19 protein-coding genes and 1 pseudogene are annotated in these 22,784 nt (G+C 69.8%); 6 read left to right on the forward strand and 14 right to left on the reverse strand.

Annotation, left to right across the window (positions count from 1 at the left end):
- The 11 genes and pseudogenes from M3M27_RS11665 to M3M27_RS11715 all read right to left on the reverse strand — a co-directional run bounded on the left by M3M27_RS11665 (window position 1) and on the right by M3M27_RS11715 (window position 10,010).
- A complete protein-coding gene (locus tag M3M27_RS11665) occupies window positions 1-663 on the reverse strand; it encodes a MotA/TolQ/ExbB proton channel family protein (protein WP_434025744.1) in 663 nt (220 codons plus the stop codon).
- Window positions 557-3,075: pseudogene (locus tag M3M27_RS11670) on the reverse strand (DNA internalization-related competence protein ComEC/Rec2); the annotation flags it as partial. The pseudogene M3M27_RS11670 and the gene M3M27_RS11665, both read right to left, overlap by 107 nt.
- 369 nt (window positions 3,076-3,444) lie before the next feature.
- Window positions 3,445-4,149 carry a lipoprotein-releasing ABC transporter ATP-binding protein LolD gene (gene lolD, locus M3M27_RS11675; RefSeq protein ID WP_177497608.1) on the reverse strand — a complete coding sequence of 235 codons (705 nt, stop codon included), beginning with the start codon at window positions 4,147-4,149 and terminating at the stop codon, window positions 3,445-3,447.
- Window positions 4,142-5,383, reverse strand: coding sequence for a lipoprotein-releasing ABC transporter permease subunit (locus tag M3M27_RS11680; RefSeq protein WP_140720573.1), 1,242 nt, complete (start codon window positions 5,381-5,383; stop codon window positions 4,142-4,144). The genes lolD and M3M27_RS11680 overlap by 8 nt, the downstream gene beginning before the upstream one ends.
- A 37-nt stretch (window positions 5,384-5,420) precedes the next feature.
- A complete protein-coding gene (locus M3M27_RS11685) occupies window positions 5,421-5,876 on the reverse strand; it encodes a hypothetical protein (protein WP_434025745.1) in 456 nt (151 codons plus the stop codon).
- A complete protein-coding gene (locus tag M3M27_RS11690) occupies window positions 5,827-6,075 on the reverse strand; it encodes a succinate dehydrogenase assembly factor 2 (protein ID WP_434025746.1) in 249 nt (82 codons plus the stop codon). Before M3M27_RS11690 ends, M3M27_RS11685 begins: the two co-directional genes overlap by 50 nt.
- A 115-nt stretch (window positions 6,076-6,190) precedes the next feature.
- Window positions 6,191-6,973, reverse strand: coding sequence for a succinate dehydrogenase iron-sulfur subunit (locus M3M27_RS11695; RefSeq protein ID WP_140720566.1), 783 nt, complete (start codon window positions 6,971-6,973; stop codon window positions 6,191-6,193).
- A 210-nt stretch (window positions 6,974-7,183) separates the two neighbouring features.
- Window positions 7,184-8,974, reverse strand: coding sequence for a succinate dehydrogenase flavoprotein subunit (sdhA, locus tag M3M27_RS11700; RefSeq protein WP_140720562.1), 1,791 nt, complete (start codon window positions 8,972-8,974; stop codon window positions 7,184-7,186).
- Between the two features lie 34 nt (window positions 8,975-9,008).
- Window positions 9,009-9,395, reverse strand: coding sequence for a succinate dehydrogenase, hydrophobic membrane anchor protein (sdhD, locus tag M3M27_RS11705; RefSeq protein ID WP_140720560.1), 387 nt, complete (start codon window positions 9,393-9,395; stop codon window positions 9,009-9,011).
- A complete protein-coding gene (gene sdhC, locus M3M27_RS11710) occupies window positions 9,392-9,784 on the reverse strand; it encodes a succinate dehydrogenase, cytochrome b556 subunit (RefSeq protein WP_140720558.1) in 393 nt (130 codons plus the stop codon). Before sdhC ends, sdhD begins: the two co-directional genes overlap by 4 nt.
- A gap of 55 nt (window positions 9,785-9,839) precedes the next feature.
- Window positions 9,840-10,010 carry a DUF1674 domain-containing protein gene (locus M3M27_RS11715; RefSeq protein ID WP_140720556.1) on the reverse strand — a complete coding sequence of 57 codons (171 nt, stop codon included), beginning with the start codon at window positions 10,008-10,010 and terminating at the stop codon, window positions 9,840-9,842.
- Between the two features lie 39 nt (window positions 10,011-10,049).
- On the opposite strand from M3M27_RS11715, the gene M3M27_RS11720 reads away from it, so the two are divergent.
- Window positions 10,050-10,907 carry a YgfZ/GcvT domain-containing protein gene (locus M3M27_RS11720; RefSeq protein ID WP_434025747.1) on the forward strand — a complete coding sequence of 286 codons (858 nt, stop codon included), beginning with the start codon at window positions 10,050-10,052 and terminating at the stop codon, window positions 10,905-10,907.
- Window positions 10,908-10,959: 52 nt separating this feature from the next.
- Here M3M27_RS11720 and M3M27_RS11725 read toward each other — a convergent pair whose 3' ends face one another.
- The gene (locus tag M3M27_RS11725; RefSeq protein WP_434025748.1) at window positions 10,960-12,051 is read right to left on the reverse strand and encodes an ABC transporter ATP-binding protein; all 1,092 of its coding nucleotides are present in this window, start codon (window positions 12,049-12,051) and stop codon (window positions 10,960-10,962) included.
- 486 nt (window positions 12,052-12,537) lie between these two features.
- Between M3M27_RS11725 and zwf the strand changes: the two genes are divergently transcribed.
- From zwf to M3M27_RS11750, 5 genes are all read left to right on the forward strand, one after another.
- On the forward strand, window positions 12,538-13,968 hold the full coding sequence (zwf, locus tag M3M27_RS11730; protein WP_140720549.1) for a glucose-6-phosphate dehydrogenase: 1,431 nt from the start codon (window positions 12,538-12,540) through the stop codon (window positions 13,966-13,968).
- On the forward strand, window positions 13,965-14,966 hold the full coding sequence (gene glk / locus M3M27_RS11735; protein WP_140720547.1) for a glucokinase: 1,002 nt from the start codon (window positions 13,965-13,967) through the stop codon (window positions 14,964-14,966). Before zwf ends, glk begins: the two co-directional genes overlap by 4 nt.
- Window positions 14,963-15,682 carry a 6-phosphogluconolactonase gene (gene pgl, locus M3M27_RS11740; RefSeq protein WP_140720545.1) on the forward strand — a complete coding sequence of 240 codons (720 nt, stop codon included), beginning with the start codon at window positions 14,963-14,965 and terminating at the stop codon, window positions 15,680-15,682. The genes glk and pgl overlap by 4 nt, the downstream gene beginning before the upstream one ends.
- A 122-nt stretch (window positions 15,683-15,804) precedes the next feature.
- Window positions 15,805-17,724, forward strand: a complete 1,920-nt coding sequence (edd, locus tag M3M27_RS11745) for a phosphogluconate dehydratase (RefSeq protein WP_140720543.1) — start codon at window positions 15,805-15,807, stop codon at window positions 17,722-17,724.
- Window positions 17,725-17,830: 106 nt separating this feature from the next.
- Window positions 17,831-18,493, forward strand: a complete 663-nt coding sequence (locus M3M27_RS11750) for a bifunctional 4-hydroxy-2-oxoglutarate aldolase/2-dehydro-3-deoxy-phosphogluconate aldolase (protein ID WP_434025749.1) — start codon at window positions 17,831-17,833, stop codon at window positions 18,491-18,493.
- Between the two features lie 201 nt (window positions 18,494-18,694).
- On the opposite strand, the gene M3M27_RS11755 is transcribed toward M3M27_RS11750, so the two are convergent.
- Window positions 18,695-19,570: an endonuclease/exonuclease/phosphatase family protein gene (locus M3M27_RS11755; RefSeq protein WP_434025750.1), complete on the reverse strand. Its 876-nt coding sequence runs from the start codon at window positions 19,568-19,570 to the stop codon at window positions 18,695-18,697.
- The gene (locus tag M3M27_RS11760; protein WP_434028010.1) at window positions 19,567-22,698 is read right to left on the reverse strand and encodes a discoidin domain-containing protein; all 3,132 of its coding nucleotides are present in this window, start codon (window positions 22,696-22,698) and stop codon (window positions 19,567-19,569) included. Before M3M27_RS11760 ends, M3M27_RS11755 begins: the two co-directional genes overlap by 4 nt.
- Window positions 22,699-22,784 lie beyond the last annotated feature (86 nt).

Here is a 22,784-nt window from a genome sequence, read left to right on the forward strand (position 1 = left end):
TCAGCCCTTCGCCAGCGCGGGCGAACGCGGCACCGCCGGCTTGGTCGCGGCCACCGGCACCGGGCGGCCGTCGAGCGCGTCCAGCAACAGCGTCGCGTCCTGCTCCATCTCGATCACGTAGCCGGCGATGCGGCCCTTGAAATAGCGATGGAAGACCAGCGACGGCACCGCGATGATCATGCCGGTGGCGGTGCAGACCAGCGCCTTGCCGATGCCGCCGGCGAGCTGGTTCACGTCGCCCACGCCATGGTCCAGGATGCCGAGGAACATCTGGATCATGCCGACCACCGTGCCGAGCAGGCCCAGCAGCGGGCCGGCCGAGGCGATCGTGCCCAGGGCGTTCAGGAACTTCTCCATGCGATGCACGACATGGCGGCCGGTGTCCTCGATGCGCTCGCGGATCAGCTCGCGCGGGCGGCCCCGCACGTCCAGCGCCGCCGCCAGCAGCGTGCCCAGCGGCGAGTTGCGGCGCAGCGATTCGATGTGGGCCGGGTCAAGCTTGCCGTGCGCCGCCCAGTTGCGGACCTCCTCGCCCAGGCCCGGCGGCAGCACCTCGTTGCGGCGCAGGCTCCAGAGCCGCTCCAGGACGATCGCCAGCGCGACCACGCCCAGCAGCAGCAGCGGCAGCATCGGCCACCCGCCGGCCTTGACCAGTTCCAACACGTTTCAACCCTCCGGCGCACCGGCCGCATGTACGTTCGCCGATAGGATAGCAGCCGCCCGCCGGCGTTCCGCAGCGTCCCAGAGCCGGGCCCGCCAGATGCGGCGCTCCCTGACCTGAACGCCGGCCTGCCCGAACCATATCCGGATCGCGCCGCTGTGCGCCGTGTTCAGCAGCTCCGCGCCGGATTCGCGCCAGCGCCGCACCACGTCGGCACGCGGGTGCCCGAAGCGGTTGCCGTGACCGGCCGAGACCACCACCAGCCTGGCCCCGCTCGCGCGGATGAACCCGGGTTGCGAGGAACCGTTGCTGCCGTGGTGCGGCGCCAGCACCACGTCGGCGCGCAGGTCGGCGCCATGGTCGCGCAGCAGCCGTCGTTCGATGATCTCGCCGATGTCGCCGGTCAGCAGCGCCGCGCCGTGGACGGTCTCGATCCGCAGCACGCAGCTGGATTCGTTGCGCAGGTACGGGAAGAACGGCGACGGATGCAGGAAGCGGAAGCGCACGCCGTCCCAGGTCCACTCGTCGCCGGCCACGCAAGCGGCCCGTATGTCCGGCAGCGGCGCGCCGGGCGGCGCGCGCGAATCCTGGACGGGGAAGACCGCGCGGACCGCGCCCAGGCCGCCGGCATGGTCGGCATCGGCATGGCTCAGCACCATCCGGTCGATGCGCTGCACGCCGCTCGCCCGCAGCGCCGGCACCACCACCCGCTCGCCGGCATCGAAGCCGTCGGGCACGGCCGGACCGGCGTCGTACAGCAGGGCATGCGCGCGGGTACGCACCAGCACCGCCAGGCCCTGCCCCACGTCCATCACCAGCAATTCGGCTTCGCCGTGGCGCGGCAGTTCGCGATCGGGCAGGCAGATCGGCAGCCACAGCAGCAAGGCCATCGCGCGTCCCGGCGTGCCGCGCGGCATCAGCATCCAGAACGCGCCGGCCAGCGCGAGCAGCAAGGCCCACGCCCCCGATTCCGGTGCCCACCACGCGGCGGCAGGGCTTCGCGCCAGCCACTGGAACAGCCTCCAGCTGATATCGAAGCACCCTGCCGCCAAATGCCAGGCCCAAGCGCCGCAACCGGGCACCACCGCCTCCAGGCCCGTGCCGATCAAGGCCAAGGGCACCACGACCAGGGTCCACCAGGGGATCGCCACCAGGTTCGCCAGCGGGCCGACCAGCGAGACCTGGTCGAACAACGCCAGGGTCAGCGGCACCAGGCCGATCGTCGCCACCCATTGCGCGGCCAGGAAGCCGCGCAGCAGCGGCATCGACCGGTCCGGCAGGCACCATACCAGCCAGGCCACGCCGGCGAAGCTCAACCAGAATCCGGCGAACAGCACCGAGAGCGGGTCGAACAGCAAGACCGCGAGCAGCGCGATCGCCAAGGTCTGCGGCGTGTTGCCGCGCCGCCTCGCCAGCGTGACCAGCACCGCCACGGCGATCATCAACACGGTGCGCACGGTCGGCAGCGAGAGTCCCGCCAGCACCGCGTAGCCGGCCCCGCCGAACAAGGCGCCGAGCGCGGCCGCGTGCCGCCGTGGGCAATGGCGCCCGAGCGCCGGCAGCAGCCACCACAGGCCCTGGATCGCCAGGGCGAAGAAGGCGGCCACCATGCCGACGTGGAAACCGGAGATGGCGATGAGATGCGTCAGCCCGACCGAACGCAGCACCGCCCAGTCCGGATCCTGCAGTCCGCGCGTATCGCCCAGCGCCAGCGCACGCACGTAGGGCGCGCCTTGCGCGGGCACCGCGGCATCGATGCGCGCCGACATGGCCTCGCGCCAGGCGTCCACGCCGTGCGGTGGCGCGAGCTGGGCCGCCGCGTCCGGCCGCCGCACCAGCGCCGTCGCCACGAGCCGGTTGCCCAGGGCATGCCGCTCCGCATCGAATCCGCCGGGATTGCTCAGCCCGCGCGGCGCCCGCACCCGCAGCGACATGCGCCACTGCGCCCCGGCACGCACGGCGCTGCGCGGCCCGGGCGCGGTCGCTCCGAAATCGTCGTACCACGACACCTGCACCCGCTTGCCGCGCAGGAACGCCGGTTGCGCCGCGTCGTCGTCGATCCGCAGCAGGAAACGCGTGCGCCGCGGCTCCGATTGCGGCAGGCCCTCGACCTGGCCGCTCACGACGACCTCGCGCCCCTCCCAGGCCAAGGGCAATTGGCCGGCAAGCGCATGGGCCGCGTGCAGCCCGGCAAGCCCGAAGCCCACCAATGCCGCGGCCAGCGTGAAACCCCAGCGCCGGAGGCGGACCAGCGGCAGCGCCGGCACGAACGCGGCCAGGTACATCCAGCGCGGCAGCAGGCCCGGCCACCACAGCGCGACCACCACCCCGGCCAGCAGGCCGATCGAGGTCGTCACCAGCGGGAATGCGCCCGCCTTGTCAGATCCGGCGTCCTGCCGGGCCGCTTCCTGCACGGATCGCTCCTTCGATCGATGGGCATCGACGACCCGCGGTCGTCGCAGGCAACGCTATGCCGCTTCGCCCGCTCGGAACAGCGGCGTGTCACGCACCGTCGCGTCGGGAGTTTCCGAATCGGGACACGTCATCCTCGATGACCGCCGTGGATGGGATCGGTCGCGCGACGGACGAGCATGCCGTTTCCGTTCGTGCGGGACGGCGCGGACGGAAATCCGCCCGCACAGCGAAGGGGCCCTCTCTGGCAAGAAGAGAAGATCGGGCGATGCCGGCGGTTCCGTCGGGACCGAAGTCCTTCCCACAAGGAGGTGCCTCGCACGAAGGCACCTGTTGCACCGCCCCATGCCGGAGCGGAGCGTCGGCCCGCCCTAGACCTCGGCCTTCGCCAATTGGTGCAAGCGCCCTTCGCGCAGTTCCAGCACCCGGTCGAGCCGCCGCGCCAGGCCGCGGTCGTGCGTGACCAGTACCAGGCTCGTGCCCTGCGCGCGATTGAGGTCGAGCATCAACTCGAACACCGTCTCCGCGGTCCGGTCGTCGAGGTTGCCGGTGGGTTCGTCGCCGAGCACGCAGGCCGGGCGGTTGACCAGCGCGCGCGCCACCGCGGCGCGCTGACGCTCGCCGCCGGACAGTTCGCCCGGCTTGTGCGCCACGCGGTGCGACAGGCCCACCGCATCGAGCAACCGCAGCGCGCGTTCGCGCGCAGGCGCGATGTCCTCGCCCGACAGCAGCACCGGCATCATCACGTTCTCCAGCGCGGTGAACTCCGGCAGCAGGTGGTGGAACTGGTAGACGAAGCCGAGCGAACGGTTGCGCAACCTGCCGCGCTCGGCGTCGGACAACGCCGACATCTTCTGCCCGTCCACGTAGACCTCGCCGGACGTCGGTATGTCCAACCCGCCCAGCAGGTGCAGCAACGTGCTCTTGCCGGCGCCTGACGCGCCGACGATCGCAACGGTCTCGCCCGGCGCGATCGACAGCTCCAGCCCGTCGAACACCGGGGTGCGCATCTTGCCTTCCGCATAGGTCTTGGCGAGCGCCTCGGCGCGGACCACCGGCTGCAGGGAATCATTCATAGCGCAGGGCCTCCGCCGGCTGGGTGCGCGCGGCGCGCCAGGCCGGATACAGGGTCGCCAGGAAGCTCATCGCCAGCGCGACGATGGTGATGACGACGACGTCGTGCGTTTGCATGTCGGTGGGCAGGCCGGTGATGTAGTAGACGTCCTCCGGCAGCAGCTTGACGTTGAACAGCGCCTCGATCGCGCCGAGGATGCGCTCCAGGTTCAAGGTCAGCACGATGCCGCCGACCACCCCGAGCACGGTGCCGATGATGCCGATCAGCGAACCCTGCACCATGAACACCTTCATCACCCCGCCGGGCGAGAGGCCGAGCGTGCGCAGGATCGCGATGTCGGCCTGCTTGTCGGTGACCAGCATCACCTGCGAGGAGACCAGGTTGAAGGCGCCCATCGCGATGATCAGCGACAGCAGGATGCCCATCACCGTCTTTTCCATCTTGAGCGAGTGGTAGAGGTTGGCGTTCTCCTGGGTCCAGTCGCTGACGCGGTACGGGCCGCGCAGGTTGAGCGCCAGGTCGCGGGCGACCTCGAAGGCCTGGTCCATGTCGTGCAGCTTCAGGCGCACGCCGGTGACGCCATCCATGCGCAGCACGCGCGCCATGTCGTCCATGTTGACCACCGCCAGGCCGCGGTCGATCTCGTTGTAGCCGGCCTCGAAGATGCCGCTGACCGTGAAGCGCTTAATCTTGGGCAGCGCGCCGACCGGCGTGCCCTGGAAGTCCGACAGCGTGACGACGACGGTGTCGCCGACGTTCACGCCCAGCCACAGCGCCAGCTCCTGCCCGAGCAGGATATTGAACGAACCCGGGGTGAGGCTGTCGGCCGAGCCCTGCTTCATCTTCTGCGCCAGCACCGAGACCTTGGCCTCCTCGGCCGGGATCACCCCGCGCACCATCGCCGGCTGGTTGCGCGGGCCGGACAGCAGGGCCTCCTTCTCGATGTAAGGCGCGGCGCCCGCCACGCGCGGGTCGCGCATCGCCACCGCGACGGCGTGCTGCCAATCGTGCATCGGCGCGCCCTCGGCGCTGACCGTGGCGTGGGCCGCCATCTGCAGCAGGCGGTCGCGGATCTCCTTCTGGAATCCGCTCATCACCGCCAGCGTGGTGATCAGCACGGTGACCCCGAGCGCGATGCCCAGGATCGAGGCCATCGAGATGAAGGAGATGAAGCCGTTGCGGCGCTTGGCACGCAGGTAGCGCAGTCCGATTGCGACAGGGATGGGCTTGAACATGCCGTTGGGCGGGTCCGTTCCGAAGAACAAAGGAAAGCTATGGTGCCATCTGTGGCCGGGCCGGCGGAACGGCCCGGGCCGCCGCGGCCAGACGCAGTTCACGTCGCGCGGGCGGCGGCAGCAGGTCGGGCCACCACAACCGCCCATCGCGCCGCCGCCCGGGCCAGCTCCAGCGCAGCATCGCCAGCGGCCCGCGCCACTCGACATCGAAGGTATCGGCCGGCCGACCCGCGACGATCACCGGCCGGCCGGGGTCCCAGGGAATCACCAGCTCGAACGGCTTCGCATCCCGTTCGCGCCAGATGCGCCGCACGCCCCATCCCGCCGCCAGACCGGAGCCGGCCAGGGCGAGCCATCCCGGCAGCTCGCTGATCCATAGCGACGCCACCGCCAGCCCCGACAACACCCCGCATGCCGCCATCGACCAGCGCGACGGCCGCCACTCAAGCCGGCAGGCTGCGGATGACACCGATGAGTTCGAGCAGGCGCGCATCCGGGCACTCCTCGTAGCCCATGAACCAGCGCCACAACTTATCGTCCTCGCAATCCAGCAACTGTAGGAAAACCGCCCGCTCGGCGTCGGAAGCCGCCTTCCAGCGCCTTTCCAGGTAACGGTCGAACAGTTGGTCCAGCTCGCGCATGCCGCGCCGGCAGCGCCAGCGCAGTTTCTTCAGTTCGGTGGATTCGTCCATCGTCGGTTCCATTCCAAGGGGCACGCCCCTCCAAAAACGACAACGGCACCAACCCCCCGGGCCGGTGCCGTTCGCCGATGGCCGCACCCGCGGCCACCGTCCCGCATCGCAGCGGTCAGGCGCGGCGCGCCATCATCAGCTTCTTGATCTCGGCGATCGCCAGCGCCGGGTTCAGCCCCTTCGGACAGGTCCGCGCGCAGTTCATGATGGTGTGGCAGCGATACAGCTTGAACGGGTCTTCCAGATCGTCCAGCCGGGCGCCAGTGTCCTCGTCGCGCGAGTCGATGATCCAGCGGTAGGCCTGCAGCAGGATCGCCGGGCCGAGGTAGCGCTCGCCGTTCCACCAGTAGCTCGGGCAGCTGGTCGAGCAGCAAGCGCACAGGATGCATTCGTACAGGCCGTCGAGCTTCTTGCGGTCCTCCGGCGACTGCAGCCGCTCGCGATCCGGCGGCGGCGGGGTCTGGGTGCGGATCCACGGCTTGATCGAGGCGTACTGCGCGTAGAAGTGGGTCAGGTCCGGCACCAGGTCCTTGACCACGTTCATGTGCGGCAGCGGGTAGATCGGCACTTCCGACTTGCCGCACGCGCTGATCGCCTTGGTGCAGGCCAGCGTGTTGGTGCCGTCGATGTTCATCGCGCACGAACCGCAGATGCCCTCGCGGCACGAGCGGCGGAAGGTCAGGGTCGGATCGATCTCGTTCTTGATCTTGATCAGCGCGTCCAGGACCATCGGGCCGCACTTGTCCAGGTCCACCTCGTAGGTGTCGGTGCGCGGGTTCTCGCCTGCGTCCGGGCTCCAGCGGTAGATCTTGAAGGTGCGCACGTTCTTGGCGCCCTTGGCCGGGAAGTGCTTGCCCTTGCCGATCTTGGAATTCTTGGGGAGGGTGAACTCTGCCATGGCTGTTCTCGTTGGCTCAGGCGCTGCGCGGCGCGAAGGAGGCCTGCACGGCGCGCACGATTGGAAAGAGGATGGATCCGGCGATCGGGGCGGCTGCGGCAGCCGGCGCCATGGAACGGTCGATCGGCACTCCCGCCGCGACTGCCGGCCGGGCCGGGCCGGCCATCGTGCGGGGAGCGGTACTCGACGGTTCCATGCGCCGGGCCTGCATCAGTACACGCGCGGCTTGGGCGGGACGACGTCCACGTCCTGCGTGAGCGTGTACATGTGCACCGGGCGGTAGTCGAAGCTGCAGTTGCCCTTCTCGTCGACGCTCACCAGCGTGTGCTTCTGCCAGTTGGCGTCGTCGCGCTCCGGATAGTCCTCGTGCGCGTGGGCGCCGCGGCTTTCCTTGCGCTGCTCGGCCGAGTTGATCGTCGCCACCGCGTTGAGCAGCAGGTTGTTCAGCTCGTAGGTCTCGATCAGATCCGAGTTCCAGACCAGCGAACGGTCCGTCACCTTGACGTCCTCGAACGAGGCGAAGATGTCGGCCATCTTCTCGCAGCCTTCCTTCAGCGTCTTGCTGGTGCGGAACACCGCGGCGTCGGCCTGCATCGTGCGCTGCATCCTGTCGCGGATCACCGCCGTCGGCGTGTCGCCGTTGGCATGGCGCAGCTTGTCCAGCAGGCCCAGCGCCTTGTCGCAGGCGTCCGACGGCAGCGGCTTGTGCGGCTGGTTGGTGCGGATCGTCTCGGCGCAGCGGTTGGCCACCGCGCGGCCGAACACCACCAGGTCGAGCAGCGAGTTGGAACCCAGGCGGTTGGCGCCGTGCACCGACACGCAGGCGGCCTCGCCGATCGCATACAGGCCGGGCACGACCGCATCGGGGTCGTCGCCGATCTTGCGCACCACTTCGCCGTGGTAGTTGGTCGGGATGCCGCCCATGTTGTAGTGGACGGTCGGGATCACCGGGATCGGCTGCTTGTGCACGTCGACGCCGGCGAAGATGCGGGCGCTCTCGGCGATGCCCGGCAGCTTCTCGTCGATCACGCCCGGGCCGAGGTGGGTCAGGTCGAGCAGGATGTGGTCCTTGTGCTCGCCGACGCCGCGGCCCTCGCGGATCTCGATGGTCATCGAGCGCGCGACCACGTCGCGCGAGGCCAGGTCCTTGTAGTGCGGCGCGTAGCGCTCCATGAAGCGCTCGCCGCTGCTGTTGCGCAGGATGCCGCCCTCGCCGCGCACGCCCTCGGTGATCAGGCAGCCCGCGCCGTAGATGCCGGTCGGGTGGAACTGCACGAACTCCATGTCCTGCATCGGCAGGCCGGCGCGCATCACCATGCCGCCGCCGTCGCCGGTGCAGGTATGCGCCGAGGTCGCGCTGAAGTAGGCGCGGCCGTAGCCGCCGGTGGCCAGCACCACGCCGTGGGCGCGGAACAGGTGCAGCGTGCCCTCGGCCATGTCCAGCGCGAGCACGCCGCGGCAGACGCCTTCCTCGTCGAAGATCAGGTCGAGCGCGAAGTACTCGATCATGAAGCGCGCGTTGTGCGCCAGCGACTGCTGGTACAGCGTGTGCAGCATGGCGTGGCCGGTACGGTCGGCGGCGGCGCAGGTGCGCTGCGCGGCCGGGCCTTCGCCGTACTTGGTGGTCATGCCGCCGAACGGGCGCTGGTAGATCTTGCCGTCCTCGGTGCGCGAGAACGGCACGCCGTAGTGCTCGAGCTCGATGATCGCGGGGATCGCCTCGCGCACCATGTACTCGATGGCGTCCTGGTCGCCCAGCCAGTCCGAGCCCTTGATGGTGTCGTAGAAGTGGTAGCGCCAGTCGTCGTCGCCCATGTTGCCGAGCGCGGCGGAGATGCCGCCCTGCGCCGCGACGGTGTGCGAACGGGTCGGGAAGACCTTGGTCAGGCACACCGTCTGCAGGCCCTTCTGGGCCAGGCCGAAGGTGGCGCGCAGGCCGGCGCCGCCGGCGCCGACCACGACCATGTCGTACTTGTGTTCGGTGATCTTGTAAGCGGACATCTAATCTGGATTCCTGTTCTGGGCGCCCGAGGACTCAGGCGCCGCCCAGCGCGATGCGGACCACCGCGAAGACACTGGCGATTCCGCCGACCACGGCGATGAACTTCACCGTCGTCTGCAGCGCAAGGGCCAGGAGCGAATTGTGGATGTAGTCCTCGAGGATGACCTGCAGGCCGAGCTGGGCATGCCAGAACGAGGCCACGAGGAAACCGACCAGCAGGACCGCGTTCCACGGCTTGGCGACCGCCGCGGTGGCGGTGGCGTAGTCCGAGCCGACCAGGCCGAGCACGAACACCAGGAACCAGATGCCGAGCAGCACCAGGGCGGTCGCGGTCAGGCGCTGGTGGACGAAGTGATCGGTGCCGGTCTTGGCCGCGCCGAGGCCGCGCACGTTCTTGAGGGGGGTACGAAAGCGACTCATGCGCCGGCTCCCAGCAGGACGTAGGCCCAGATCAGCGCGGTGATCACCAGGCTGCCGATCACCGACAGCCAGCTGCTGCGCTTGAAGGCGGGAATGCTGTAGCCGTACGCGAAGTCCTGCACGATGTGGCGGATGCCGTTGCACAGGTGGTAGGCGAAGGCCCAGGACCAGATGAAGAGGAAGAGCTGGCCATACCAGGCGCCAGCCAGCTGGGTGAAGCAGCTCCAGTGTTCCGGGCCCAGCATCAGCACCAGCAGGCCGGTGGCGATGATCAGGGCACCGAGCGACAGAACGATGCCCGTGGCTCGATGCAGGATCGAGGTGGCCATCTGGATCTGCCAGCGATACACCTGGAGGTGCGGAGACAATGGTCGTTCTTGGGTCGCCATTCGCTGGACTCGTTTTTCTCGGCTGGGCGGCTTGCGCCGCGTTGGCTGGTGCTGATCAGAAATCGATGCAGCGCCCGTTCTTCTCCCAATCCCCGTATCGCACCGGATCCAGTCCGCCGCGGCCACCGATCTCCTTCGGCTCCGTTCCACCCTTGGAATCATGCGTTCCAGCGGGCGGCGGCGCTTCGGGCTCGGTCTCGGGAGTGGGGGTTGTTTGGCCTATCATGAGGGTCTCGCAACGCAGCAAATTTTAGTCCTGCCCCCCGTGCCTGACAACCTTCACATTACGGAACCGTCGTTCATCCTGCTCCCGGAGGCGGAAATCATCGCGCTCCAGGGTCCGGACGCGGTGGCTTTTTCCCAGGCCCAGTTCGCCAACGACGTGGCCTCGCTGGCCGCTGGACATTGGCAATGGAACGCATGGCTCACGCCCAAGGGCCGGGTCATCGCGATCTTCCTGCTCGCCCGGCCAAGCGAGCAGGACATCCGCCTGGTGCTTCCGGACGGCGGTGCCCACGCCATGGCCGAGCAACTGCGCCGCTTCGTGTTCCGCCGCAAGACGAGCATCGAGCCGCGCGAGGACCTGGCCGTGTCCGGCCGGCTGTCGCCCGCCCCGGCCGACGGCGACCGCCTCGGCATCGAGCAGGACCGCCTGTCGTTCGACCTCGGCACCCCCGGGGCGGCGCGCACGCTGTGCGTGCAACCGCGCTCGGCGCTCGTGCAGGCCGACGACGACTTCGCCAAGGAATGGCGCAGGCTCGACCTGCGCATGGGCCTGCCTCGACTGGACGCGTCGCAGCGCGAGCAATGGACGCCGCAGCAGATCGGGCTGGACCGGCTCAACGCCTACAGCGTCAAGAAGGGCTGCTACCCCGGCCAGGAGATCGTGGCGCGCACGCACTTCCTCGGCAAGGCCAAGCGCAGCACGCGCCTGCTCGAAACCGCCGTGGATGCCCAGCCGGGCGATGAAGTGCGGCGCGACGACCAGGCCATCGGCAGCGTCGCCAGCGTCGCCGACGGCCTGGCGCTGGCGGTGCTGCCGCTGGAAGGCGCGGAGGATGGCCTGACGGTACGCGGCGAGGCCACGCGTGTCGCTCCGTTCCTGGATGGACTGGCACGCTGATCCCGTTGCGGGACCTGCTTTTGTGGGAACGGCTCCCGCTATGGGAAGCGCGTCAAGCAGACGCGGACAAGCGCACGCCACTATCCGCATCGAAGAAATGCAGGTGCGCCGCCTGGATCGCCACCGGCAGCGCCTCGCCCGCCGCGGGCAGCGCCTGCGGCGGCACGCGCAACACCAATGGCACCCCGTCCAGCGACACGTTGACGAAGATCTCGTTGCCGACCGGCTCCAGTCCGTCGACCACGGCGTCGAACGCCGGCCCGGCCGCCGTCGCCGGCTGCAGGTGCTCCGGGCGCACGCCCACCGCGATCTCACGCCCCAGCCAGTCCGGCGACACGGCCGCGCCCTCGATCGGCAATGTCCGCCCGCCCGCGAGCTGCAGCCCCAGGCCGGGCCCCGCGACCAGCCTTCCGCGCAGCACGTTCATCGCCGGGCTCCCGAGGAACCCGGCCACGAACAGGTTGGCCGGCCGCTCGTACAGCGCCATCGGCGTGTCGATCTGCTGGATCACGCCATCCTTGAGCACGACGATGCGCTGGCCCAGCGTCATCGCCTCGACCTGGTCGTGGGTGACGTAGATCATCGTGGTGCCGAGCTTGCGATGCAGTTGCGCGATCTCGGTGCGCACGCTGTGGCGCAGCTTGGCGTCGAGGTTGGAAAGCGGCTCGTCGAGCAGGAACACCGCCGACTCGCGCACCATCGCCCGGCCCAGCGCCACGCGCTGGCGCTGGCCGCCGGACATCGCCTTGGGCAGCTTGTCCAGCATCGAGGCCAGGCCGAGCATGTCGGCCGCCTCCTTCACCCGCCGCGCGATCTCGTCCTTGGGCGTGCCGCGCAGCTTCAGGCCGAAGGCCAGGTTCTCGGCCACGGTCATGTGTGGGTACAGCGCGTAGCTCTGGAACACCATCGCGATGTCGCGGTCCTTGGGGGCGACGTCGTTGACCACCCGATCGCCGATCCGCAGCGTTCCATCGCTGATCTCCTCCAGCCCGGCGATCATCCGCAGCAGGGTGGACTTGCCGCAGCCGGAAGGGCCCACCAGCACCATCAACTCGCCATCGGCGACCTCGAAACTGGCCCCCTGCACGGCCACCTGGCCGTTGTCGTAGACCTTGCGGACCTTGTCCAACTGCACTTTCGCCATCTTCTCGCCTCGACCGGGGATACGACTGCGCCGGCCCTCCCGACGTCAGTGACGGGCAATCGTCGCAGGATCCACCGCAAACGAATGCATTGGTTTATTCTGACATGTAATCGTTTTCAACTGGCAACATCGGCGGCGTGCCGCCCGCGAGGGCCGGACACGTCGCGCCAGCCCCTTCGACACGATGGTCGTAGGGAACGGCATGGGGAATCGAACGGGAGGGAACATGACGCCATCGCACCGGACTTGCGCGCACTCCGCGCCGTACCGGGCCAGACATTCCATAACGATCGTCCAGGTATGCCCGGTGCGCCCTAAACATGCCGGCCCTTTGCTGCAACAATCGGGGGCTCACCTCCCTGGGCAGGGATCCCGATGTGTGCGCATACGCCTTGAACCGATGCGGCCAACCCGATCACCAGAACGCCTGGAACCCCTTGGGCCACTTCATTGACAACGATGTCACAGGAATCTGAAACTCGATCCATGCACACCACACTCCTCCTGTTCGGTGCCACTGGCGACCTGGCACAGCGCTACCTCTTCCCCTCCCTGCTGCGCCTGTCGATCGATGGCTTGCTGCCGGAGGATTTCCGGGTCCGTGCACTGGCGCTTTCGCCCCACGACACGCCCAAGTTCCACGACATCCTGCGGCCGCGCCTGGAACAGGCCCTGCCCCACGCCAGCGCGGCCCAGATCGAGGCGTTGCTGCAGCGGATCGACTACCGCTCGGTGGACCTGCGCGATGCGAGCTCGGTCGCCAATGCCGTGCGCGAACTGACCGACCGCCCCTGCGTGAGCTACCTGGCGATCCCGCCGGGCCTGTACATCAGCACCTGCCAGGGCCTGGCCGAGGGCGGCGCGCTGGCGCCGCCGCACCGCCTGATGCTGGAAAAGCCGATCGGCCACGATTCGGCCAGCGCCCAGGAGATCCTGCAGTCGATCGGCGCGCTGATCGACGAGGACCGCGTGTTCCGGCTCGACCATTACCTGGGCAAGGCCGCGGTGCAGAACCTGATCGCGCTGCGCTTCGGCAACACGCTGCTCGAGGCGGTGTGGAACCGCAACTACATCGAGTCGGTGCAGATCCTGGTCGCCGAGAGCGAGGGCGTGGACGGGCGCGACGCCTACTACGCCCGCTCCGGCGCGCTGCGCGACATGGTCCAGAGCCACATCCTGCAGCTGCTGTGCCTGGTGGCGATGGAACCGCCGGCCTCGCTGGAGGCCGACCGCATCCGCGACGAGAAGGTCAAGGTGTTGCGCGCGTTGCGGCCGCTGACCGCCGAGCACGCCGCGCGCGACAGCGTGCGCGGCCGCTACACCGCCGGCACCATCAACGGCCAGCCCGCGCAGGCCTACCAGCCGCCGGAAGGCAGCGACGTGGAGACCTTCGTCGGCGTCACCGCGCGCATCGACAACTGGCGCTGGGAAGGCGTGCCGTTCCACCTATGCACCGGCAAGCGCATGCCCGAGCGCACCACCCGCGTGGTGGTCACGCTCAAGCCGGTCACGCACTGGCTGTTCGAGCGTCCGCATCGCAAGCAGGCCGTGCCCAACCGGCTCACCTTCCAGTTGCAGCCGCAGGAGAACATCGAGCTGGGCCTGATGAGCAGCCTGGCCGGCCCGGAATGGGGCGCGCTGGAACTGCAGCCGCTGGAGCTGGAGCTGTCGGTGCCGACCGGCCTGCATCGCCGGATCGCCTACGAACGCCTGTTCCTGGATGCGTTCAACGGCAACCACGCGCTGTTCGTGCGCGACGACGAGGTCAGGGCCGCCTGGGCCTGGATCGACAGCGTCAGCGAGGCCTGGAAGAAGGCCGGGCTGCCGCTGGAGTCCTACCCGGCCGGCACCTGGGGCCCGGAACGCGCGCGCGCGTTCCTGCCGCCCGGCATCGACGACCACGGAGCGGACGCATGAACCTGGCGCTGTCCAAGCCCGTGCTGGTCGCCGACATCGGCGGCACCAATGCGCGCTTCGCGCTGGCCGATATCGACGCCTCGGTCCCGCTGCTCGCCGACACCGTGCGCGAGTACCCGGTGGTCGAGTTCCCCTCGCTCGGCGACGCCGCCAGCCACTACCTCGAACAGACCGGCGTGCCCACCGCGCGCGGCGTGTTCGCGGTGGCCGGCCGCGTCGACGGCGACGAGGCCCGCATCACCAACCACCCCTGGGTGATCTCGCGCAGCCGCACCGCCGGCATGCTCGGCTTCGACAGCCTGCACCTGATCAACGACTTCGCCGCGCAGGCGATGGCGATCAGCCTGCTCAGGCCCGAGGACGTGGTGCAGGTCGGCGGCGCCGGCTGGGAACCGGCGCCGGTGACGCAACCGCGCAACTACGCGGTGATCGGTCCCGGCACCGGGCTCGGCGTGGGCGGCCTGGTCATCCGCGGCGGCCGCTGCTATCCGCTGGAAACCGAAGGCGGCCATGCCAGCTTCCCGCCGGGCACGCCGGAGGAAATCCGGATCCTGGAGATCCTGTCGCAGCAATTCGGCCGCGTTTCCAACGAGCGCCTGATCTGCGGCGCGGGGCTGGTGAACATCTACCGTTCGCTGAGCGAGATCGCCGGCGTCGACCCGGGGCCGCTGCAACCGAAGGACATCACCGCGCGCGCGGCCGCCGGCGATCCGCGCGCGACGCGCACGGTCGACCTGTTCTGCGCGATCTTCGGCGCCATCGCCGGCGACCTGGTGCTGGTCCAGGGCGCCTGGGACGGTGTGTTCCTCACCGGCGGGCTGGTGCCGCGGCTGCTGGACTCGATCCTGCATTCCGGCTTCCGGCAGCGCTTCGAGAACAAGGGCCGTTTCTCGTCGATCATGTCGCGCGTCCCGTCGCTGGCGGTGATGCACCCGCAGGCCGGCCTGCTGGGCGCGGCCGCGTACGCCGTGGATGCCGAACGCGAGGTGATCCGATGAAGCTGCAGAACCACGAGCGCATCGCGCTGGTGCGCCACGAGGAGCCCCAGGACTGGATCGAGGGCGTCGCCAGCGAACTGGCCGGCATCCTCGCCCACGAGATCGAGAAGAACGGCCACGCCCGCATGCTGCTTTCCGGCGGCACCACGCCGGCGCCGGTGTACGAATCGCTGGCGACGCGCGCGCTGGACTGGAGCAAGGTCGAGGCCGGGCTGGTCGACGAGCGCTGGCTGTCGCCGCAGGATCCGGACAGCAATGCCTGGCTGGTCGGGCACAGCCTGCTCGACCATGCCGAGGGCATGGGCTTCGTGCCGCTGGTCCGTCCCGGCAAGCCGATCGAGGAATGCGTGCATTCGGCCAACCTGCACGCCCGGCACGCGCCCGCGCCGTGCGTGGCGGTGCTGGGCATGGGCGGCGACGGCCATACCGCCTCGCTGTTTCCCGGCGCGTCCGACCTGCCGAAGGCGCTCGCCAATCCGGCGCCCTACGCTTCGCTGGACGCCACCGGCTGCCCCGGCTCCAACAGCTGGCCGCTGCGGATCACGTTGACGCCGGCCGGGCTGGCCATGGCCGGCACGCGCCTGCTGCTGTTGCGCGGCAAGCAGAAGCTGGAGGTGCTGGAAGCGGCACTGGCCGGCGACGATCCGCTGGAATACCCGATCCGCGCCGCCATCGACCTGCCCGGGCCGCGGCTGCGCGTGCACTGGTGCCCTTAAGGAGCCCGCACATCCATGTGCGGGGACTTGAAGATGCGAGTCCCTCGCAAGAGCCCGCACATCCATGTGCGGGGACCTAACGAAAAGCGGGTCCTTCCCGCTCCACTCATAGCCGGTAGCCAATGAGCCTGCATCCCAACATCCAAGCCGTCACCGAACGCATCCGCGAGCGCAGCGCGCCGTCGCGCGCGGCCTACCTCGCCGGCATCGATGCCGCCCTGCGCGACGGCCCGTTCCGCGCCCGCCTGAGCTGCGGCAACCTGGCCCACGGTTTCGCCGCGTGCGGCCCGACCGACAAGGGCCGGCTGCGCGCCGACGCGACGCCGAACCTCGGCATCGTCACCGCCTACAACGACATGCTCTCGGCGCATCAGCCGTTCGAGCAGTATCCCGAGCTGATCCGCGAGACCGCGCGCGCGCTCGGCGCCACCGCCCAGGTCGCCGGCGGCGTGCCGGCGATGTGCGACGGCGTCACCCAGGGCCGCGCCGGCATGGAGATGTCGCTGTTCTCGCGCGACGTGATCGCCCAGGCCGCCGCGATCGGCCTGAGCCACGACATGTTCGACAGCACCGTCTACCTGGGCGTGTGCGACAAGATCGTGCCGGGCCTGCTGATCGGCGCCCTCGCCTTCGGCCACCTGCCGGCGGTGTTCCTGCCGGCCGGGCCGATGACCCCGGGCATCCCCAACAAGAAGAAGGCCGAAGTGCGCGAGCGCTACGCGGCCGGCGAGGCCACGCGCGAGGAGCTGCTCGAAGCCGAGGCCGCCTCGTACCACGCGCCGGGCACCTGCACCTTCTACGGCACCGCCAACTCCAACCAGGTCCTGCTGGAAGCGATGGGCGTGCAATTGCCGGGCGCTTCGTTCGTCAATCCCGGCACGCCGTTGCGCGACGCGCTGACCCGCGCGGCGACCGAGCGCGCCCTGGCGATCACCGCGCTGGGCCAGGATTTCCGCCCGTTCGGCCGGCTCATCGACGAGCGCGCCATCGTCAACGCGATCGTCGCGCTGATGGCCACCGGCGGCTCCACCAACCACACCATCCACTGGATCGCGGTGGCGCGCGCGGCCGGCATCGTCCTGACCTGGGACGACATGGACCTGATCTCGCGGACCGTGCCGCTGCTGGCGCGCGTCTACCCCAACGGCGAGGCCGACGTGAACCGCTTCCACGCCGCCGGCGGCACCGCCTTCGTGTTCCGCGAGCTGATGGACGCCGGGCTGATGCATGACGACCTGCCGACCGTGGTCGAGGGCGGCATGCGCGCCTACGCGCAGGAACCGCGGCTGCACGAGGGCGGCAAGGTCGGCTACGTGCCGGGCGCGCAGGCCAGCGCCGACGAGGCGGTGGTGCGCCCGGTCGCCCATGCGTTCGAGGCGCAGGGCGGCCTGCGCCTGCTGCGCGGCAACCTGGGCCGTTCGTTGATCAAGCTGTCGGCCGTGAAGCCCGAGTACCGCCGCATCGAGGCGCCCGCGGTGGTGGTCGATGCGCCGCAGATGCTCAACAAGCTGCATGCCGCCGGCCTGCTGCCGCAGGATTTCGTCGCGGTGGTGCGCTACCAGGGGCCGCGCGCCAACGGCATGCCGGAACTGCATTCGCTGGCGCCGCTGCTGGGCATGCTGCAGAACCAGGGCCGGCGCGTGGCGCTGGTCACCGACGGCCGCCTGTCCGGTGCTTCCGGCAAGTTCCCGGCGGCGATCCACGTCACGCCGGAAGCCTCGCGCGGCGGTCCGATCGGCCGGATCCGCGAGGGCGACATCGTCGTGCTCGACGGCGAGGCCGGTACCCTGGAAGTGAAGGTATCGCCGGAGGAATGGGCCGCGCGCGAGATCGCGCCGAACACCGCGCCGGCCGGCAACGACCTGGGCCGCAACCTGTTCGCGATCAACCGGCGCGTGGTCGGCCCGGCCGACCAGGGCGCGATCTCGATCTCCTGCGGGCCGATGAACGCCGACGGCAGCCTGTGGGAATACGACGCCGAATACGACCTGGGCCATACGCCGGTCGCGGCGGAAGCCCCGCACGAAGCCAAGGACGCTTGAAATGCCGGGATCGGGGATTCGGGATCGGGGATTGGCAGAGCCAGGACACCGCCCCGAATCCCCGATCCCGAATCCCCAATTCCCGCTTTACGACACCGAGAACGCCATGAGCATCGCCCAGCACCAACAGAAAGCCGAACAACTGCTCCGCGCCGCCGGGATCCTGCCGGTGGTGACCGTCCACACGCTGGACCAGGCCCGCCGCGTGTCGGCCGCGCTGCTGGAAGGCGGCTTGCCGGCGATCGAGCTGACCCTGCGCACGCCGGTCGCGATGGAAGCGCTGGCGGTGCTGAAGAAGGAACTGCCGGACGTGGTGGTCGGCGCCGGTACCGTGCTGTCGGCCGAACAGATGCAGCAGTCGATCGATGCAGGCGCCGACTTCCTGGTGACCCCGGGCACGCCGCCGGCGCTGGCCGATGCGCTGGCGCAGGCGCCGCTGCCGGTGGTCCCGGGCGCGGCCACGCCGACCGAGTTCCTGGCCCTGATGGCGCGCGGTTTCCGCGTGTGCAAGCTGTTCCCGGCCAGCGCCGTCGGGGGCCTGGCCATGCTCAAGGGCCTGGCCGGACCGCTCGCCGATCTCAAGCTGTGCCCGACCGGCGGCATCAGCGAGGCCAACGCGGCCGAGTTCCTGTCGCAGCCGAACGTGCTGTGCATCGGCGGCTCGTGGATGGTGCCCAACGACTGGGTCGCCGGCGGCGAGTGGGACAAGATCCGCGAGACCTCGGCCAAGGCCGCGGCGATCGTGCGGCAGGTGCGTGCCGCGGGGTGAGCTATTCCCCTTCTCCCCCGAGGGGAGAAGGTGCGCCGAAGGGGCGGATGAGGGCACGGGGCCGGGGGCTTCGCCTTCGTACCCTCACCCCAATCCCCGCTTCGCGCCCCGGCCCACGCCAGCGGCGTGGGCGCTCAAAGGCACGCGCACCCGTGGTGCGCAAGCCGTGCCTCCTCGCCCCGCCGGGAGAGGGGCTTCAGGTCAAGGCTTCGTCGACGATGCATCCACCATCGACCGCGCCGGCAATGGCGCGAACTGCAGCCGTGTCCATACGCCGTAATGATCCGACGCCCAGCGCCCGTGGGCGTCCGGCAGATCGAACAGGATCTTCGCCTCGCGCGCCAGCAGGCGCTGCTGCTGGAAGAACACGTGGTCGATCCGCGCCGGCCTGTCGTAGACCTCCATGTTCAGCGTGCTCACCCGGGCATCGCGGTGCACGCTGCCATAGCTGTCGCCGTAGCCCTTGCGCAGCGCTTCCAGGTCGATCGCATCGGCGGCGCTGTTGAAGTCGCCCGCGATCACCACCGGCGCCCCGCCGGCGGTGTCGGCGACGAACCGCAGCAGGTCGGCGACCTGCAGGGTACGGGTCGCGCGTCCGCGCCCGTCGGCGCGCTCGTTGAGATGGGTGACGTAGACGCTGACCGGTTGCCCGTCCACGTCGATGCGCACCTGCGCGGCGACGCGATAGTCGTCCAGCGGCTGCAGCAGGCGCTGGTGCCGGGCCAGGACCGGCCGGCGGGTGAGCAGCGCGTTGCCGTAGCGCTTGGGCGCGCCGGCCGGGTCCACCGAGGCGAACTCGTAGTCGTAGCCCAGCCGCTGCGCCAGCCAGGCCGCCTGGTTGGCGACGCTGCCCTCGCGCTCGATCACTTCCTGCAAGGCGATCACGTCCGGACGCAGCGCGGCGAGTTCGCCGGCGATGTACTCGCGCCGCGCCGGCCAGTCGCCACGGTCGTGGTGCAGGTTAAGCGTCACCAGCGACATGCCCGCCACCTCGTCCCGGGCGGCGGCGGCCAGCGGTGCCAACGCCAGCAGCACCGCCGCCATCGCGCGCGTCGCGCGCCGCGCCGGACCCGTCATTGGGCCTTGCGCTCGGCCCGGCGCACCGACGCCGGCACCTCGACCTCCACCTGCGCCGGCAATTGCCGGATGCGCAGCTCGTTGCCCTGCCATTGCGCCTGCTCGCCATTGATCGTGGCCTCGCCCGGCTCGCCCGCGTACGGCCACGGGAACGCCACGCCGCCGGCCGGCAGCACCAGCCCGGTCTGCACCTGCAGCAGCAGCCGCTTGTCGCTGCGCTTGATCGAGTAGCCCAGCCGCCCCTGCGGCGTGCGCAGGTCGGAGATCGCCACGCCCTGCCCCTCGAACCAGCGCGGCGGCAGGCCGGCGGCGATGACCAGGCTGTCGTCGCTCTCGCGTTCGTAGGCGAACATGTCCAGCACCGAGCGCACGAAGTCCGAAGCCACCCAGGCGTGCGGCAGGTCGCCGAGGAAGAACGGCGCGCGCGGCGTGCGCGAGACCACTTCCGCCCACTGGTTCCACGCCTGCGGGGTGCGGTCCTTGAAGAAGAACGACAGCGCGTCCCAGGCGCGGTCGCGCCATCCCAGCCGCACGAACGCCGACACGTTGCGCCATTCGTACGGGGTGTAGTCCTTCCATTCGCGCTTGCCGTCGCGGCGCGCGACGAACTCGTTCCAGTAGCGCTCGAAGGTGCCGTCCAGCAGCTCCGGCGGCAACCGCCCCTGCTCGCCGCCCGGCGCCAGCGCGATGGTGGTCGAGGTGGGATCGAAATCGCCCAGTTCGGCCGAGCCCGGCAGGTAGTCGATCTGGTGCTGGCGCACCGCCGCCTTGAGCGAGGCGTCCAGGTCCTGCTGGAACTGGTCGCGCGAGGCCGCGAACCGGGCCGCGTCCTCGGGACGCTCCAGGGCCTCGGCGATCGCCACCGCGTCCTTGTAGCCGCGCAGCGCCCAGAAATTGTCCCAGTACGAGTGCACCGGCTTGGCCGAATAGCCCTCGTGGCTGATCGACACCGGCATCATCCCGTAGAAGGCCGGGTCGACCATGAAGTTGGATTCCGTGCGCTCGCTCAGGCGCAGCTGCTCCATGTAGCCGTACGCCCCGGTGACGTGCGGCCACATGCGTTCCAGGAACGGCTTGTCGCCCGTGTAGCGGTAGTACTCGGCGATGTTGAAGATCAGCTCGCCGTGGCTGTCGTTCTCCGGCACCGGGTCGCTGCCGCGGTCGTCCACGCAGCAGGGCACCATGCCGTTCTCGAACTGGTACGGCGCGAACCAGTCCACGTACTCGCGCACCACGTCCTCGCGGCCGAGCCGCAGCAGCCCCTCGGAGATCATCGCGCCGTCGCGGATCCAACTGCGCGAGTACGAACGCGTGCCCGGCTGCAGGCGCGGGCCGATCCGCGAGATCAGCATGTGCGCCAGTGCGGTGCGCAGGGTGTCCACCACCGGCTGGCCTTCCGCCGGCACCTCGATGCGCACGCGGTCGAGCTTGTCGCGCCAGGATTGCGCCACCTGCTGCTGCGCCTTCTCGGCGTCGAAACCGGCCGGCATCTGCGCCGGGCCGGTCTGCGGAATGACCAGCGCGATCTCGCGCGCCTGGCCCGGTTGCAGCGTCCAGCGGTACAGCATCGCGCCGGAGGCCAGGCCGGTGGCGTCCTTGACCTGCGCCGTCGCCGGCACCTGCTTGTCGAGCAGGTGCGCCACGTCCATGCCGCTGTCGAAGGCGGTCGCGAAAGCGGCATCCGGCGCCTGCGCGGCGAACACGCGCGGCTTGCCGTTGATGCTGGCGATCGGTCCGTTGAACGCCAGCTGCTGGATCGGGCTGACGCCGCCCTGGGTATTGAGGAACTGCGACGGCGGATTGACCTGGAACGGCCGGATCGCCAGCGCCAGGGTGACGTCGTGCGGCACCTTGTCCGGGTTGCTCAGGCGGTAGCGCGCCACCAGCTGCGCGTTGTCCGGCGTGCCCTGCACGAACGAGGTGACCCGCAGGTCGGCCTGCTCGTGGTGCCAATCCACGCTCGGGATCGGCAGGTAGCCGCCCTGCAGGCTCTGCCGGCTGCCGACGTCGGACCATGCCAGGCGCTTGCCTCCGACCAGCAGGAAAGGCTCGATGCTGAAGCCGGCCTTGGCCACCTCGACCGCGCCGTCCTCGCCGATCAAGCCCTGCTCGGTGCCGCCGTCCAGGCCGAGGATGGTCCAGTACGGCTGCTCGCCGGAGAAGCCCCGCGGGAAACTGCCGCGCGGCAGTTGCGCCGCCAGCGACTTGACGAAGTCGTTCGGCGTGGCCGCGAACGCCAGCGGCTGCACCTTGATCTCCTTGATGCCGTAGCGGAAGTTCGGGCCGTCCTTCAGGTCGAAGCGCAGGTAGCGCGCCTGGCTCTCGGGCAGCGCCAGCCAGCTGGTGTCGCCGCCGCCGGCGACCACGTCGCGCAACAGCTTCCACTCGCGCCCGTCCACCGAGGAGCGCACCTCGTAGACCGAGGCCTGCAGGCCCGGCACCCAGTTGACGATGGCGCCGCCGAACTCGCGCACCTTGCCGAGGTCCAGCGTCACGGTCTGTTGCTTGACGTTGCCGCTGAGCCAGAACGTGTCCGGCTTGCCGTCGGCCATGCGCTGCTCCAGCGCCGGTGCGGTGTCGGCGATGACATGGGCGGCATACGGCGATTCGTCGGGCGGCGGCAGCTCGGCCATCGCCAGGCGGTCGAAGCATACGGTGCCCTTGCCGCCGACCTTGTTGTAGATCGTGAACTCGACCGCCGCGCTGCTGCGCAGCTCCTTGTCCGGGCTTGGGCCCCAGGCCTTCTCGACGTGCCGCTTGAGATAGGCCACCTTGGTCCAGTTCCTGGGGAACGCGAATCCCGGCCGGTTGACCCACCACACGTTGTCGCCGCTGGCGCCGATCAGCTTGAACTGCAGGTCGTTGGCGGGCGAGTCGCCGCGGATGTTGAACGAGAGCTCGTAGTTCCGCGGGTACTGGACCGGCAGCTCGCGGCGGATGCCAACGTAGCCGGACACGCCGTTGAAGTTGTAGTCCAGGCACAGCGCCTTGCCGCCGCCGGGGGAAGCCACCGGGCGCAGCGAGCCGCTGACCTGGTTGGAGACCACCAGCTTCCAGGCGGACATGTCGTCGAATCCATCCAGCACGCGGGCCTCCGTCGCGGACGCTTGCGAAACCGTGCAGGCCATCACCAGGCCGGCGACCGGCCATTTCCAGGATCGCAATCTCATCGCCACCGTCTCATCGCGTTTCGCTCCAGGTCCATGCCATCCCT

This window comes from Xanthomonas boreopolis (genome assembly GCF_046529185.1).
Taxonomy (GTDB): domain Bacteria; phylum Pseudomonadota; class Gammaproteobacteria; order Xanthomonadales; family Xanthomonadaceae; genus Pseudomonas_S; species Pseudomonas_S boreopolis.